This is a genomic window from Tardiphaga sp. P4_G1 (assembly GCF_056401215.1).
Genome location: NZ_JBFUJU010000006.1, coordinates 86,736 through 101,864 on the forward strand (window position 1 = coordinate 86,736; position 15,129 = coordinate 101,864).

The 15,129-nt window shown below is 58.3% G+C and carries 11 protein-coding genes and 2 pseudogenes; 5 read left to right on the forward strand and 8 right to left on the reverse strand.

Annotated features, from left to right (window positions below):
• Nucleotides 1-129: 129 nt before the first annotated feature.
• Nucleotides 130-1,821 (reverse strand): alpha-amylase family protein, encoded by a 1,692-nt coding sequence (locus tag AC1DUY_RS15710; protein WP_068738729.1) that lies wholly within the window; start codon nt 1,819-1,821, stop codon nt 130-132.
• A 1,792-nt stretch (nt 1,822-3,613) separates the two neighbouring features.
• Between AC1DUY_RS15710 and AC1DUY_RS15715 the strand changes: the two genes are divergently transcribed.
• Entirely contained in the window at nt 3,614-3,736 is a 123-nt protein-coding gene (locus AC1DUY_RS15715) for a hypothetical protein (RefSeq protein ID WP_439060590.1), read from the forward strand.
• Here AC1DUY_RS15715 and AC1DUY_RS15720 read toward each other — a convergent pair.
• Nucleotides 3,697-3,939 carry a ribbon-helix-helix domain-containing protein gene (locus tag AC1DUY_RS15720; RefSeq protein WP_081422132.1) on the reverse strand — a complete coding sequence of 81 codons (243 nt, stop codon included), beginning with the start codon at nt 3,937-3,939 and terminating at the stop codon, nt 3,697-3,699. The two genes, AC1DUY_RS15715 and AC1DUY_RS15720, sit on opposite strands and share 40 nt — an antisense overlap.
• A gap of 355 nt (nt 3,940-4,294) precedes the next feature.
• Between AC1DUY_RS15720 and AC1DUY_RS15725 the strand changes: the two genes are divergently transcribed.
• The gene (locus AC1DUY_RS15725) at nt 4,295-4,606 is read left to right on the forward strand and encodes a hypothetical protein (RefSeq protein ID WP_192855954.1); all 312 of its coding nucleotides are present in this window, start codon (nt 4,295-4,297) and stop codon (nt 4,604-4,606) included.
• Nucleotides 4,607-4,684: 78 nt separating this feature from the next.
• Here the strand turns inward: AC1DUY_RS15725 and AC1DUY_RS15730 are convergent, their stop codons facing one another.
• Nucleotides 4,685-4,912: a hypothetical protein gene (locus tag AC1DUY_RS15730; RefSeq protein WP_081422133.1), complete on the reverse strand. Its 228-nt coding sequence runs from the start codon at nt 4,910-4,912 to the stop codon at nt 4,685-4,687.
• 831 nt (nt 4,913-5,743) lie between these two features.
• Here AC1DUY_RS15730 and AC1DUY_RS15735 point away from each other — a divergent pair.
• Both AC1DUY_RS15735 and AC1DUY_RS15740 read left to right on the forward strand, forming a co-directional pair.
• A complete protein-coding gene (locus tag AC1DUY_RS15735; protein ID WP_147421557.1) occupies nt 5,744-5,941 on the forward strand; it encodes a hypothetical protein in 198 nt (65 codons plus the stop codon).
• A gap of 282 nt (nt 5,942-6,223) precedes the next feature.
• The gene (locus AC1DUY_RS15740; RefSeq protein WP_081422157.1) at nt 6,224-6,550 is read left to right on the forward strand and encodes a nuclear transport factor 2 family protein; all 327 of its coding nucleotides are present in this window, start codon (nt 6,224-6,226) and stop codon (nt 6,548-6,550) included.
• A gap of 103 nt (nt 6,551-6,653) precedes the next feature.
• On the opposite strand, the gene AC1DUY_RS15745 is transcribed toward AC1DUY_RS15740, so the two are convergent.
• The 3 genes and pseudogenes from AC1DUY_RS15745 to AC1DUY_RS15755 form a co-directional block, all read right to left on the reverse strand.
• Nucleotides 6,654-6,950, reverse strand: a complete 297-nt coding sequence (locus AC1DUY_RS15745) for a hypothetical protein (RefSeq protein ID WP_120286796.1) — start codon at nt 6,948-6,950, stop codon at nt 6,654-6,656.
• A 58-nt stretch (nt 6,951-7,008) separates the two neighbouring features.
• Nucleotides 7,009-7,305: pseudogene (locus AC1DUY_RS15750) on the reverse strand (RlpA-like double-psi beta-barrel domain-containing protein); the annotation flags it as partial.
• Nucleotides 7,306-8,973: 1,668 nt separating this feature from the next.
• Nucleotides 8,974-9,075 (reverse strand): annotated as a pseudogene (locus tag AC1DUY_RS15755) (DUF3606 domain-containing protein); the annotation flags it as partial.
• 813 nt (nt 9,076-9,888) lie between these two features.
• Between AC1DUY_RS15755 and AC1DUY_RS15760 the strand changes: the two are divergent.
• Entirely contained in the window at nt 9,889-10,899 is a 1,011-nt protein-coding gene (locus AC1DUY_RS15760; RefSeq protein ID WP_478115457.1) for a DUF1236 domain-containing protein, read from the forward strand.
• A 141-nt stretch (nt 10,900-11,040) separates the two neighbouring features.
• Here AC1DUY_RS15760 and mdoH read toward each other — a convergent pair whose 3' ends face one another.
• Both mdoH and AC1DUY_RS15770 read right to left on the reverse strand, forming a co-directional pair.
• Complete coding sequence (mdoH, locus tag AC1DUY_RS15765; RefSeq protein WP_478115874.1) at nt 11,041-13,200, reverse strand: glucans biosynthesis glucosyltransferase MdoH; 2,160 nt, start codon at nt 13,198-13,200, stop codon at nt 11,041-11,043.
• 14 nt (nt 13,201-13,214) lie between these two features.
• Complete coding sequence (locus tag AC1DUY_RS15770; protein WP_309943909.1) at nt 13,215-14,678, reverse strand: glucan biosynthesis protein G; 1,464 nt, start codon at nt 14,676-14,678, stop codon at nt 13,215-13,217.
• Between the last annotated feature and the right edge of the window lie 451 nt (nt 14,679-15,129).

The following is a 15,129-nucleotide window of genomic DNA, read 5'->3' on the forward strand; positions in this document are numbered from 1 at the left end:
GGCCTGTCCATGTTCCAGGTCGTATCGCTCTCCAGGTTTTAGAGCGAAGCTTCTTCATCTGCCTTCGCTGATGTCGGCGTACTTGCTGATGGCCGCAGGCTTGGTCCCGCGATCCGGGCGCAGGCACCCTCACGCCGGATGCGCATCCGTATCACTGTCGATGTCACTGCGCCGGAGCAGATAATCTAGACCGCCGACGCGGTACCAGCGATAGGCATATGCTTCCAGCATCAGGTGGTGCTTGCCCTGGGCATCGGCGCGGTTATGGTCTTCCGTCAGAAGATTGATCAGGTGGTCGCCCTGCTTGCCATCGAGGCCGAGTGCAAATGACACTTCGCGTGGCTGTTCGTCGAGATTATGCACGAACAGCACGGAGTTGTTGCGCCAGTCGTAGCGGATCGCCAGCACGGCAGGGTTGCGCGTGGCGATGATGGTGAAGTCGCCCCAGCCAATTTCGGGGACCTCCTTGCGCATCCGGATCATGCGCTCGGTCCAGTTCAGCATCGAATTGGGATCGCGGCGCTGCTTGGCGACATTGACGTGATTGTAGCCGTAGGGGCCCTTGTCGATCACAGGATTCTTTGACTTCTCGCTCTTGGTGAAGCCGGCACGGGGTTCGTTCGACCATTGCATCGGCGTCCGCGCGCAGTTGCGTTCAGGCAGCGTGAGATCATCACCCATGGCGATCTCGTCGCCATAGCGCAGCACCGGCGTACCCGGCAACGTGTACATCAGACTGTAAGCAAGCTCGAGCCTGCGTCGGTCGCCGCCGAGCATTGGCGCCAGCCGACGTCGGATGCCGCGATCGTAAAGCTGCATGTCCTTGTCCGGGCCGAATTTCGCGAACACCGTCTGGCGTTGCTCCTCGGTCAGCCGGCCGAGATCGAGCTCGTCATGATTGCGCAGGAACAGGCCCCATTGCGCCGTCGCCGGGCGTGGCTTGGTCACCTTCATCGCCGCAGCCAGTGGGCGCACGTCGCCCGAGGCCAGCGCATAGAACAGGTTCTGGTTGACGTGAAAGTTGAACATCATCTGCATGCGGTCGCCGTCGCTGCCGAAATATTCCATGTCGGTTTCCGGCAGCACATTGGCTTCGGCGAGAATGATGGCGTCGCCCTTGCGCCATTGCAGGAATTCGCGGAAGGCGCGCAGCATGTCGTATTGTTCGGTGGGCTTGTTGACCTTCGGTCCCTTGGTGGCGATCACGAAGGGCACCGCATCCATGCGGAAGCCGGAGACGCCAAGCTGCAGCCAGAACCCCATGATCTTCAGGATCTCGGCCTGCACATAGGGATTGGATGTGTTGAGGTCCGGCTGGAAGTCATAGAACCGGTGGAAGAACCAGGACTTCGAGGTCGTGTCATGCGTCCAGGTCGATTTCTGCACGCCGGGAAACACCATACCCTTGTTGGCATTGGGCGGCTTCTTGTCCGACCACACATACCAGTCGCGATAGCGCGAATCCCTGGCGCTGCGCGCGTCCTTGAACCAGGCGTGCTGGTCCGAGGTGTGATTGACCACAAGGTCGATGATGACGCGGATGCCGCGCTGGTGGCAGCCATGGGTGAATTCGACGAAGTCGCCTAGCGTGCCGTAGCGCGGATCGACGCCGTAGTAGTCGGAGATGTCGTAGCCGTCGTCCTTGCCGGGCGAGGGCTGGAAGGGCATCAGCCAGATCGCGGTGATGCCGAGGCCGTGAATGTAGTCGAGCCGCCGCGTCAGGCCCTTGAAGTCGCCGCAACCGTCGCCATCAGCATCCATGAAACTGCCTACGGAGAGGCAGTAGAAGACGGCGTTCTTGTACCAGAGGTCGTCGATCATGTGGCCCTTTGGTCCGTGGTTGTGTCGCGACCGGGTCGCGTCGATCAGCCGGGACTCACTCGGAATCGTTGGAGCTTGCCGACGGCGCACACGTCCAAAATCGCAACGCCATTTTCAGTCCTGAACCATGAGAGCTCGACGCGAAGAAAAGATCCATCGACTACACGAGCCGCAATTACTTTGGCCGTGCGGATGAAGTCGATTAAACTGCTGGTGCTATCAATGGTTCCCGTCAACACAGCGATCCTTATAAACAGCATGTGCGAATAAAGCGGAGTTGTCGTTTGGTGTCAGTGTCGACTATGACAGAATGCTAGGCAACTGGACGGCGCGGAAGTCGACGAGTTTCAGCCCAGCGGCATCCGGGACGTCGCGGCGCGCCGGCAAAGATTGCCGACCGGGCAAAAAAAGCTGGGATGCACGCCGTGCAGCATGGCACCGGCCGTTACCCACAACAGTCCGATCGTGTCGAGGATTCCAATTCGGGAACAAGCGGCAATTTATAATGCCCTTTGCTGACGCTTATTTTATTTCTGGGTTGAGTGAACGAACTCAATGAAACGTCACGAGGATTCCCTATGAAGTGGGTGCCACTGACGCGCAACTTCTGATCAGACGTTTGAAAGGCTATTAAAACGCAGGCTCAACCAATCAAGCGTCGCGAACATCCAATGTGAACTTGTAGAAGGGACCCGACGAATAAACGGTATGTTTCTCGCATCTGATCTGCTCATCCGACCGGAGGAGGAAAGGTTTTTATTACCGATCCATTTTGAGCAATTCCGGCAGCCGCCGCGCGAAAATGCGGGCGGTTTTTTATGCGCGAGCCCGCGACGATTTCGAACAAGCTAACGGGGACGCAGAACGCGGCGCCCATCAGCACGTGACGCCCTCCCCGCCATCGGATAAAATGGGGATATGCAGGACCATATTTTCGATCTTCTAATGTTGGGCATCTTACTCTTCGGCATAGCGCTGATCCTTCAGACACACCAGGAGCCAAATGACGGCTCGTTCTGATGCGCGAGGGCGACACCCGCCGGCCATCGTCTAAAGAGGTAGGAGCCGCGTTTTGATTTGGCGCGATCCGCAGACGTCGCATCGAGTCATAATGAAAGAGGCCGCCAACTGAGGCGGCCGCTCAAATACTACCTACTGCCCAATAAAGCAGTAGGAGGACCAAAACCACGAATGCAGTAATCAGCCCGGCTATGCCTAACGCGAGAAGGACTCGGTAGAGTCTGTCTTCCATTGTGTTGCAATGCCAATTCGCGCCTATTGTTCCGCTTGCCCATCCCGACGCTCATCGAAATCGTCGCCGCCCGGACGGCGGCACGCCACAAAGGCGCTGTGATGCCCGCCCGAACTCTCCCGCCATCGCTCTCCCGCCCTGCTCGAGACATGGACATCCGGTACGGCGACGTAGACGTCGGCACCATCGCTCAGCAAGACTGGAATGCGAACCCGGAAAGGTCTGGCATCTGAAAATGGACCTGCGGCTTCTATGGGACTACATCGAGCCTAGGCGTCGCCACCCGCAGTCGGTTCTCCAGTGCATGCCTGAAATACCTGACCGTGACGATGCAAATCGCCGCCCTGGAGAGTTTGCAGAAGGGCTATGGCCAGTTGAGGATCGTAAACGAAGCCCCGGTCGTTGAGCGAACGGCTTCGATCACGACGTGAAAAGCTTCGACTTAACAGTGGGTCCGTCCCCGAGACATTTACCCGGCCACGTCTTGCCGCCAGACAACGAGCGCGCGCTTATTTCGCGGATTTTCCAGCGGAGGCATACATGACGATGATTGAGCATTACCGGCCGGTTGCTGATGACCGCATTGAATTTCACAATGCGAACGTTGCCAACAGCCGGCTAAGTTACGCGGGAGACCCGTCCTTTATTTTGGCTTTGAAATGATGCAAGACGAACAGACGGACGGCCGAGGTTAAGTTCACCTGAGGCCCGTTGCGGTCGACCAGTCTGACAAGGGCTGCTGGGCTCGTCCCTCGTTCACTGGCAATTTCCTTTAAAGCGCTCCAAAACTCAGGCTCAAGGCTGACGCTCGACTTCGATCCGTCGGCTTTAACGAGTCCCTGCTTTCTCCTTTTCGGCTGAGGCACGCTATTTCACCGTTTTGGTTTGCTGATCGACAGGTGCCTTACCTTCGTTTCTGATGACCGAGACCGCGCCTCCAATGAGACCCAGCAACAAGATGAAGCCGAGCGCGTAGCCGTAAATCGGTCGGATGGATCGTCGCGGACTCTTCAACATAGAGGCTACTTTCAAGGGTCCCCCGGTGTTCGAGGCGCCGCGGCGAGGCAACCAGAAAATTGAACGCCTTACGAAGACACACTCATGCGAGGCATTCTGAGAAATGCGAGAACCAGAAATTGTTCCCATCTAAAAGTGAAGTCGTTCGGGAACAGGTTTTGTTAGTTTGCATTTCTCGGTTGGGGCGTCACGAGAGGAAACGACATGCGAAAACTTCTTATTGCAAGTGCAGCACTGACACTTATTGCAGCGCCGGCGCTCGCCCAGACGACGCCGAGCTCGCCCACTGCACCAACAACGTCGGACCGGACGACCGGCGCAGTTGGCTCGGAACGCGGCAACAACGCCAGCTCTCTCAGCGGTTCGAACGCAGCTGCAGGAAAAGCCGGCGGCGCCAACTCAATGAACAACGTTGACCAAGGCCGCACTAGCGGCGGCGGCGCGGGCGGTGGTGCAGGCGGCGCAGGTGGTGGCGCAGGCGGCGGTGCCGGGGGTGGCGCGGGCGGCGGGAACTAATTGTCCAGTTGGACGGATGTACTCTACTGGACAGCTGGGGCCCCGGAGCAAGTGCCGGAGCCCTTCGCCTGAGCACGCCTATTGGCCATGCTTCAATAACACTTGCCGACATGCTTTCGAAATGCGCGGCCTATTCTGCTGAAGGCAGGAAAGCACCATCATATCCCCGCCCTGAATCGCTTGTGCGCAATAGCGCTTCACGCTGGCACGGCACGCAGCCTGCTCCTCCAGCGTTCCGCTGCTTTGCGCAAGGGCTGTGCCGGAGAATACGATTGCCGCAGCTATTAACAGGATCGAACGTGTCATCAGTAACTCCTATTTGCCCTTGATAACAGCTCTTCGCCTTGCTCTGTTCCTCCACGGCTCACCAATTGGAAACATCATCTGGCTGGCCACTTGGTCGGATCGCACCGCACCATCGAGCGCGATGGGATTGGAACACCATTCGCACGTGCGAGTTGGACGGGCCCCCTGCTCGTGAAGAACATGAAACGTATTGCATCGATGAGCGTCTTCGCTCTCTACTTTCTAAGGAGCCCGCCTGGCAGAAAAGCGGCTGGACTGGCTACGATCCTGCGAGCAAACCTTCGCTGCGGACGAGATGCGCAGAGAGCGCCAGCTGTATGGTTCTCTCTGATTGAGAAAAGGCCCGCTTCGGCGGGCTTTTTTTGTTAGCGTATACTTCGTCAGCAATCTGCCTCGCCTGTCGATCGGCCAGCCCGGAACGAATTATTCCGCCGGCTCTTAAAATCCCGGTCCGTGCGTGTGTCAGCGATGAATGCGGAGCCGAGAATGTTCCTGATGGGCCTTGGCGCGCTGCTAGTCCTAGGCGGCGTCTTGTACATGGCACGCGCCGCTATTTTGGCGGGGATCGCTTAGCGGCCCAGATTCCTCCCGGCCAGTTCGCGACACTCTGGAGCCACCGCGGCGGGGCATGAGATTCTTGGGGCTCGGAACCAACTGGCCGGGCATTCTCCTAATGGTAATTGGTGCGGTTCTGTTGGTGTCGGGGGCCAGTTTCTAGACCGCAAATGTTCGCTCGGCTTGGCTCGATGCAAACCTTTTCCGATGGATGAACCCGTCTATCACTAGGGCAAGAAGGAGCCGGCGTGGCGCGACCAAGCTGGCGAGGGACCAATGAGTGAGCGAGATGAGATCGATCATCTGATACGTTCTGTGACCGCGGCGAGAAATCTTTTGAAAGACTACATCGGGCCGGGCTCGCGAAGTGCCGTTGATCTAGTCGATCGGCTGATCGACGTGCTCGACGATCGGGACTTCGTTGCCACGCTGGATCGGCTCAATCGGCGCAAAGTGATCCGATTGATCGAATGACGAAAAAGCCGCCCGGGCATGACACCGGCCGGCATCCTGATGGGGCTGCCGGCTCCCCGTCCGGTGCCGCCGCATTCTTGGATAGGCTGATCGAGCTTGGTTAGCGCATCGTTAATGCGCTCGCTGCTAAGAGGACGGCGATCACCAAACACCACTAACATACTGGTATACCGTCCACGGTGGGTTTCAGGCCACTTCCCTGAATAAACCATTCAGGACGCATTCATTAGACTACTTCTAAATCGCTTGTTAGACGCATGCGTTTGGCAAGTAGGTGAGAAAATGTCCTTTGACCCGATGGCCGCGGTAGTTGATTGGCTAGATGCCTATCGCTCAGGCGACCTTGAAAGTATTCTCGGCCTTTATGCCGAAGCGGCTACGATCGAATGTGGTTGCGGCGGCGCCACGACGATAAATGGTCGCGAGGCTTTACGTGCATATTGGGAGCAGCGCCTAAGAGATTCTCCGGCCGCGGACTTGGACAATCTCGAACCGGCCCGTGATGGCGTTGCCATTACTTACGTTTGCCACGGCTCAAATATCCGGGCTGACTTTGAATTTGATGCTGCTGGCCAGATCACCTTCCAAAAATGCGGCCCGCCAAATTAGGGCCACTTGACCGCGCAAACGCGCTGAGGGTCATCAGGCTAGTCGAATAAAAAGCCCGGTCACCGGCGCCGAGCAAGAGCGGCTGCAGGCTAATCGCGGGTACCTACCCGACTTCATCATCTGGCGGTTTTTTTTCGCTGCGCCAATCGGTGTTTGCCGTGTCGTCGTAGCCGCTTCTATTACTGTAGAACATCAAGGCCATCAGGCCGCATCCAATAACGAGTGAGAAAACCGTCCCGAGCGCCAAGGCGATCCAACCATGGATCGACATCTCAGCGTCCTCAGCTGACGTCCATGCCATCATCGACCAGACAATTGCGAAGAGCAGCATGGCGAACAGAACGATTAAAACGATGGCCTGACCAAAGTTAATCGTCCGGGATGGATTTTGCTCGCGCATTGCAACCTCCCTGTCGGCACCGTGCCTATCCGGCTATTAGACACTCCATCGCGACGGATTACAAAAAGCCCGGCCTCCGTTCGACAGCCGGGCAAGTTCCGGAGGCAAACACGACCGGGTCACCCGCTCGTGGGGCTACCCGGACGGTGACGCGCGCGATACCACCCACGCCGATTGCATTGGCTGCTGCTCGAGACAGATCGATGCAACGACCCTTGATAAACGGGCCGCGAGCCGTGATCCGAACTTTTACCGACCGATCATTGGCGTTATCATCGTGACGTGGCTGCCGAAGCGCGTGGTGCGGTGTGCGGCCGCCAGGGCGTAAGTCGAACCGTTCGCCCGAGGCCGTCCCGCGGCCGTGATAGCCATCTCCTACGCCGTATGGCTAGCGATGCAGTTTCCTCCTTGGTCATGGTGAGGTTGAGGGATACGACGCCTTCGAGGAAGTTCTGAGCAGCAGCAGGCCTGACGGAGAGCACGCACAGCCAGGCTGCCGCTAAAAGGCGGGTCATTGAGTTTCCATTTGTGTTGATGCTAGATTTTCCCGGCCGGAGCGATCCCAGGAAGCACACGCGACGGTCGGCCCGCCGCTCAAGGATTCGGCTGAGCGTCGGGCCATTTCATTGGCTGCTATTTGATGGAACGAAATCTATTATTGCCGCTTTTTCCTGCGGTCGGCAGTTGTGTGGTGCTGTCGGCCGGGCTCGGCGGCTTCCCCACCCCCAAAACCCAACGCCGCCGAGCCTCCTATGATTGTACTCAGCTGATGTGCCCTGCGCCGCCGGGGACAGGCGATGGCGAAATCCGCTCCGCAAGCCGTGAGAAGCAGCTAACGAATTTCGCCGGTAAGGTTGAGTAGTTAGGTTAAGGAGCGGCTTGTGTTGTGCACATGAACGAAGGGCTTAGCGTCAAAAGTGTCGCGTGACGTTGCCGGACTTGTCGTTCGTACCGGCAACATTTCAATTGCGTGGCACGGGGTCGCTCAATTGCAATATGAGCGGCCCCACTAAGCTAGGCGGATGTTGACCGGAACGTTGTCGATCAGATCTGATTATTTGAGGAGCCGATGGTCGTTCTTCCAAGGTCATACACTCCGGTTTCCGTCGGCCCAGGAAGGATTCCAAGAAGTTTGTTCTTTCCGGCAGCTGGCAGATGATCCCTTAAGCTGTCGCCGGGCTCGGCGGCTCACCATGTCCCTCAACCTCAGGCGGCCGGGCCTTCCATTATATTATTGGGGGCTTGATGAAGCGCCGCCGGAACGAAACCATTTGATCTAATTTTCACGAGCCGGCAGCTTTTGCAGAAGCTGTTGGCCGAGCTGAGCGGCATTCCGCACCGAGTTCAGTGAGGCGGCCGGCGGCGAAATCCCTCCGCCGCCGGGCCGATCCTTCCCGAGGAACGAATTAGTTTGTGCTGACTTTTCACGGAGCCGGAAGCTTTCCTCGGCCCCTCGTCGAACGGCATTCCCATCTCATCTGGGCGATAGGATTCCGGATACTGCGGTACAAAAGCGTCGCCGCTCTCCATTTCGGTTGGGACGCTATGATCCCGAGGAGCGCCGAGACGCATTCGGTTCGGTTGAGCCAACCCGAGCGTTGCGTGAGCTTGGCCTCGACGTTGAATGAGGGCCCATCCAACGAGCGTTGCGGCCAGAATGAGCGCAGACTTGGCCTGAGGACTTAGCCGGGGATCTCCCAGTTGGCGAAGGCCAAGTCGGCGTCAAACCTTCGGCGACGCGCGAAGGTAGGACCGGTAAAACTCCACGCTAGCCCGCTGAGCGCTTGACATCCCTTGGCGGGCCATTGGCCGCTCAGGATCGATATGCCGCGATAGCCCGATTGGACAACAGAAGGCGGTTCGTGATGCCCTCTCGCATCAGTCTGGCTACGTGAAATGTGAGGAACTGGCTAGCCTCACGAACATCTTCCAAGTCTCCCGAGCGCCGCAGAAAATCGAAAGCGATATCGACGGACTCATCAAGAAGCGCAGCGAGCGAGACAGTAGTCAGGGTCGCCTCCCGTTATGAAATTGCGAGCTCTTTACGCACGGTCGCGGCAGAGTTGCCAACTTTTTCGACAACGCTTTGCAACTCCTCCTTCGTAACCTTGAGGTGCTTGGTCCAGTATCGAACTCTTGCTGCGACCTTGCGGAGTTTTTTTTAAGATCGTCCATAACAGCCTCGATTCGCGTGTTAAACGGCGGACAGCGGCATCAAGTTCCCGCCAAGACCGCTACAGACACATCTGGCGCCAGTCGCGCAGGTTAGCGCTCTGTAAAACGTTACGATCACATAAAGGAGCCGCGCCAACCCAAAGGCCCGCGCGGCGAGTTCGTCTATGCAAGAGTTTGCGTGCATGCAAGGACGTGGGATCAAGAGCTCTAATTGAGCGTTGTTCCAAGCGACTGGTGGTGGGAAAGGTATGCAATTGCGACCCCGCTGCGGACCGGCTGAAGGTCGTCTAATTCCGAAGCCGGGTAGTCGTTGAGACGCCGTTCCCGGTAGGCCCGCAATGCGTCCCGCCTACAAATAATTTTGGTCCCGCTAAAACACCATACGGTTCCCGTCACGTTGCGAGCGTCGCGGGTGCGCCGCGAGCATGTGTCTGCCTTGACGTACTCCCCAATTACAATGGTTGCTTGATTGCCGGAGCAGTCCGGCGAATTTTGCGAGAATACAAGGAGGGAGCCGGTTAGCAGACTTGAACTCGCAGGGACGGCGTTGAGCAGAACGATGCCGCAGCTCGCATTAAGATCAGCAGGCGCCGTGCAATTGCACCAGGCCCTCGCTCTCCGGCTCTGCCACGCGGCCATCAGTGCCTACGCGACCGAGAAGAGACCCCTTGTCATTAGAATTTGCCACTTATTCCCGACTTCTATCGGAACTACCGTGTGTCTTCCTCGTTCACGATGACTACAAAAAATGGAGGAATTGATCATGAAGGCGCGTTTCTTATTTAGCACGGCGGTCGGCTTGGTGTTCGCCACCGCAGCAATTGCTCAGTCGCCAAGCGCGACAGCAACCTCCCCTCGCACACAACAAACGCAGTCCCCGAGCACCTCTTCGCCTACGACTCAGAAGGCGCCCGATACGACCAACGATCGGTCCACGTCCACCTCACCAAGCACATCCACCAGCTCTTCGCAGGCGCAGACGACTGCTCCATCGTCGGCGGCCGGGTCTTCGACATCGCAGCCCCCGCAGGCGCAGACCACCACGCCGCCCGCAACGGCCGGCGGCCAGATGCAGGCTCCGACCAGCGGCGGTACTAACGCTGCAGCGCAGCCAACGACAACGAGTAATACGGCGCAGTCTCCTTCTAACAACGCGGCGCAAGCTCCCTCGACGAACAACAATGCGCAGTCGCAATCGACCAGCGTCAATGCTTCCGTCAATATCAATGACCAGCAGCGCACGCGTGTTACCCAGTCGATTTCTCGGCTCAACGTGCAGCCTCTTAACAACGTTAATTTTTCCCTGACCGTGGGCACCTCTGTTCCCCGCGACACCCGTCTGCAGACGCTTCCCTCTGAGGTCGTCGAAGTCGTACCGCAATATCGAGGCTACAGCTTCTTTGTGGTGCGCGACGAAATCGTCATCGTCGAACCTTCGACCTTGCAAATCGTAACTGTGCTGCCGCGCTCCGGTGGATCAACGGCCGCCGCGCCTGCACCGGCCCGCTCCAAGGTCTCGTTTACCGACAAGGACCGGGACGTTGTGCGCAAGCACGTCAAGACGAGGACAACCGAGCGCCAAACGACCGGCAGTACGGCCAAGACGGTTATCCGCCGCGGCGAGCGTCTACCGGAAACGGTCGAGATTGAAGAATTTCCCGACGTCGTTTACCGAGAAGCTCCTTCACTGCGCGACTACCGCTACATCCACCGCGAAAATCGCACCTATCTGGTCGACCCCGGAGAGCGCGTGGTGATCGACGAAATTGACTGACACGACTTCACAAAGTGAATCGAGGCGGCCAATGGGCCGCCTCTTTTTCGCAATGTCATTACAAAGGCCGAAACCTCGGGTGCGATGGCTGTCATATGGGGGCTCGTGCACTTTTCGGTATTATATTTTGGCAGGTCTTACTCAGATTGACTTCGTGGCGTGTGCCTTATCGGGCAATGCAGCCAATTGCTGAAGCGCGAGCCGACTGTTCAGCGCCGCAAAAGTCTCGCGCGTACTGAAGAAACTGACGGCCTCGTCAAAATCCTCAGCTTCTACAATTTTTGCTTGCGCGATGGCGAGGTCGGAATCGATCTGGCCACGGCTGCGTGGCTCATCAACCAGCGATCTCAAATGGGCCGCGCACAGATCCATGTCCTTACGCAGTTCGTGCAGCGAGCTTGCGCCGTAGATCGGTGCCGCCAAGGCCAACTCTTTTGCGCGAAACAGTACTTTCGGCGGTAGATTCTGTTCGGGAGTTCCGAATAAGCCGGCGTGCTGGCCTGGCTGCAGAGCGCGCGACGACACGATGGCCAGCGGCATCGACAGCCACAGACCTACGATTACCGGCGTCATCCACAGGAATAGCGGTAGCGACACCGCATAAGCGCTAATCGCCATCAGTACACCGAACACGGTCGGTACCGCGTACTTTCTGACCACTTCGCGGATCGGGACGACGCCGTCGTCGCGGCGCTGGACCTGCCAGCCGGCATCCCGACCAAGCAGAATCTCGCCTACCGCCGACGATTGGAAGATCATCATCACTGGCGCGATCAGGCCGGACAGCAAAGTCTCGACGATGATGCCGGACAAAGCAAGAAAGCCGCCGCCGAACCGCGCTCGATTTTCGGCCTGGGTGAGCAGCAAAACGTAGGCAAGCAGTTTTGGTACGATCAGAAGACCCATCGTGCCGGCGAAGACCCAGGCCGCGCGAACCGGATCTTGGGCTGGCCACTGCGGAAACAGCGAAAATCCCTTTGCGAAATATTCCGGACGCACGAACTGGGCCTGCAGCGAGATGAGAATCCCGAGCACCAGAAACATGAGCCACAGCGGCGCAGTTAAATAAGAACCGATGCCGGTCAGGAGATGCAACCGCGAGACCCAATGAAGCCGCGGCGCTGCCAGCACAGCCAGGTGCTGCAGATTGCCCTGACACCATCGGCGGTCGCGCGCTGCAAAATCGAGGAGCGACGGCGGACATTCCTCGAAACTGCCGCCCAGTTTCGGTGCCATGTGGATCGCCCATCCGGCGCGCCGCATGAAAGCTGCTTCAATGAAGTCATGGCTGAGAATATGGCCGCCGAACGGCTTGCGCCCGGGAAGTTTGGGCAGGCTGGCATGTTCTGCAAAGGCGCGCACGCGGATGATGGCGTTGTGTCCCCAGTAATTGCCTTCCGAGCCGTGCCACCAAGCGATTCCGGAGGCGATTACCGGGCCGTAAAGCCTGCCAGCGAATTGCTGCATCCGTGCGAATAGCGACCGCGCATTGACAACGATAGGCAGCGTCTGGATCAGACCGACGCCGGGATGCTGCTCCATGCCGGCGACCAGGCGCACGATCGTGTCACCAGTCATGAGGCTGTCGGCGTCCAGGATGATCATGTGATCATACCCAGCGCCGAACCGCTTGACCCAATCCTCAATATTTCCCGATTTGCGCGCGGTGTTGCGCATCCTATGGCGATAAAAGATGCGATCGCTGGCAGTCTCGCGGCGCAGTTTCAAAATGGCTTTTTCCTCTGCCACCCAGATTGCGGGGTCAGTGCTGTCACTCAGCACGTACCAGTCGAACTGCGCGGCGTAACCGGTCTCCGATATAGATTCCCACATCGCCCGCAACCGCGCCGTGATCTGATGGGGATCTTCGTTATAGGTCGGTAACAGCATCGCGTTGCGGCTTGAGATCATCGCAAGTGGCGTAAGCGGTTCTATGGCGAGCGGATCCCGTGCGCGCATCAACAGTAGGACGAAGCCGGCCAGCGCCGACATGAACGAGAACGCGACCCAGGCGAACAGCAGCACGAAGAGCGCCAGTACCATGCCTTCGAGGATGGTCACGCCGCCGACCTTCAGCACCTCGAACATCTCGTAGCCGCCGGCCGCGGTCAGGGCCACGGTGCCGAGGAGGATGTAAGCGCGCCGCAGAACAGTCGGCATGGGCCTGAACTGCGCGCGTCGTTGGGAGGAAGCTGGCCCTGCGAGCCCATCCGATATCATCGTCAGCGGCATCTCTGGCGGTAGAAACCTCTCGCCCGCGCCGGCCGGCAACGTAGCCGCAGGCACGGTAACCAACGGCATTTGGTTCTTCACATTCATGGTGTCCATCGATAGACCCAAACTTCGGAGATCGCCTGATCGTCCTGCATCAAAGAAGCGCGCAATTCGACCGGCGCCTTACTCTTGACCGGCATCTCGAAACTCAGGCGCCAGCCGCCGTTTTGCGGATTCCGCTGTGTTACGATATTGCGGATTTCAGCCTTTTCGGCCGTGACAACACCTTTGATCTTGGTGGGATCGATGGATTTGAGCTTATCGCCAATCAGATCGAGCACAAATAGCTTGGTATCGTCCCCGCGCGCACCGATGCCGCTGCGTGAAAAGATCGCCAGCGCCGACGGCTTCGGTTGATCGGGCCCCCAATGCAGGCGGTAGGTAAACGCGAGTTCGCCCTTTGCTGGAAGCGGGTTTTTCGGACGCCAAAAGGTACCGATATTGTCGTGAATCTCTTCCTTGGTCGGAATTTCCAGCAGTTGCACCGATCCCTCGCCCCAGTCGCCAATCGGCTCCACCCAGAGACTGGGGCGCCGTTCGAAACTTGATTCGAGATCCTGGTAGTCGGAGAAGTCCTTCTGCCGTTGCATCAGTCCAAAGCCGCGCGGATTTCGGTCTCCGAAAGAGCTGATCTGCAGATCGCGCGGGTTATGCAGGGGTCGCCAGAGCTGCTCGCCTCGCCCGTTGAAAATTGCCAGACCGTCGGAATCGTGCACGGCAGGGCGGAAATCGTCCACTTCCTTGCGGTCGTTCGGACCGAAGAAGAACATGCTCGTGATCGCCGCGAGGCCAGTGTTTTTTATTTCCACCCGCGGATAAATGACCATTTCTACATCGAAAATGGTCGTATCGCCTGGCCGGATGGTGAACCGATAGGCGGCCGCGGCACTTTCACTGTCGAGCAACGCATGCACTACGATCGAGTTGGCGTTGGACGCCGGCTTCTCGATCCAGAAGGACTTGAACTGTGGGAATTCCTCGCCGGCCGCCTCGCCGGTGTTGATGGACAGGCCCCGCGCGGACAAGCCGTATACTTGGCCTTTGGCCACCGCGCGGAAATAGCTGGCGCCGAGAAAAACGCAGACCTCGTCATAGTAATCGGGCTTGTTGATCGGGGCATGCAGCCGGAAGCCGCCGAAGCCTAAGTCGGCGCCGGCCGGCGGGGGCGGCGTAGCGCCAAAGGAGAAATGCTCAGGTTGATAAGGGACTTGGGTCGCCTGGCCATTGGCCACTTCATAAATATCGACGCGATTGGTGTAGAACGAGCCACGATGAAAGAACTGCACCTCGAAGGGCAGCTTCTCGCCGCGCCACAAAGCCTTCTCCGGATTAAAGCGCAGCGCGCGGTATCGGTCGTAGTCCAGATCCTTGAGGGAGTCTGGCAGCTTGTTGTCTGGCGCCTTGAACGCCTTGGCGGCGGCTTCCCGCGCCATTTGCCGCACCACGGCGGCGTCGAACGGCACAGGCCCGGGAGCTGCGCGGGCGCTGCGCGGGATAATCGTCATCAATGGCAAAGCGGCCGAAGCGCCGAGAAGTTGTCTGCGGTTCAAGGTGTCTCCAAACGCCAGAGTGATATGCAATAACACGCGCTGCACCATCGAGTTCCGCGAGCTGGAACATTCAGCGCTCTGCGCTTGCCTTGATTGCCGGTGTTTCCCGACTCTACCTCATTAAACGCTGGCGTTTCCCAACCCGCGGTTGGCCGGTGTCAAATGCCAGTCGACGGCGCGCGAACTGACCATAGAACGAGTAAAAATAGCGCTGTCCGGTTATCGATAGACGTTGAATCACTCGGTTCACGCCGTGCGACGCCGCTACGTCACCATTCAATGCGGCAGCCAAAGATGCCCCCTGCCGGATGACTCACGAAAACCCTCAAGATCAGCTTTCAACGACGGACGCAGCGCTTCGAACGATGCTGCATTGATCCGCATTAGTGCTGCCAATTTATCCCGC

Coding starts and splice junctions, on each gene's coding strand:
- AC1DUY_RS15715 (WP_439060590.1), top strand. CDS start 3,614: ATGACGATGATTGAGCATTACCGGCCGGTTGCTGATGACCGCATTGAA.
- AC1DUY_RS15725 (WP_192855954.1), top strand. CDS start 4,295: ATGCGAAAACTTCTTATTGCAAGTGCAGCACTGACACTTATTGCAGCG.
- AC1DUY_RS15735 (WP_147421557.1), top strand. CDS start 5,744: ATGAGTGAGCGAGATGAGATCGATCATCTGATACGTTCTGTGACCGCG.
- mdoH (WP_478115874.1), bottom strand. CDS start 13,200: ATGCCGTTGGTTACCGTGCCTGCGGCTACGTTGCCGGCCGGCGCGGGC.
- AC1DUY_RS15760 (WP_478115457.1), top strand. CDS start 9,889: ATGAAGGCGCGTTTCTTATTTAGCACGGCGGTCGGCTTGGTGTTCGCC.
- AC1DUY_RS15730 (WP_081422133.1), bottom strand. CDS start 4,912: ATGACACGTTCGATCCTGTTAATAGCTGCGGCAATCGTATTCTCCGGC.
- AC1DUY_RS15745 (WP_120286796.1), bottom strand. CDS start 6,950: ATGCGCGAGCAAAATCCATCCCGGACGATTAACTTTGGTCAGGCCATC.
- AC1DUY_RS15710 (WP_068738729.1), bottom strand. CDS start 1,821: ATGATCGACGACCTCTGGTACAAGAACGCCGTCTTCTACTGCCTCTCC.
- AC1DUY_RS15770 (WP_309943909.1), bottom strand. CDS start 14,678: ATGACGATTATCCCGCGCAGCGCCCGCGCAGCTCCCGGGCCTGTGCCG.
- AC1DUY_RS15740 (WP_081422157.1), top strand. CDS start 6,224: ATGTCCTTTGACCCGATGGCCGCGGTAGTTGATTGGCTAGATGCCTAT.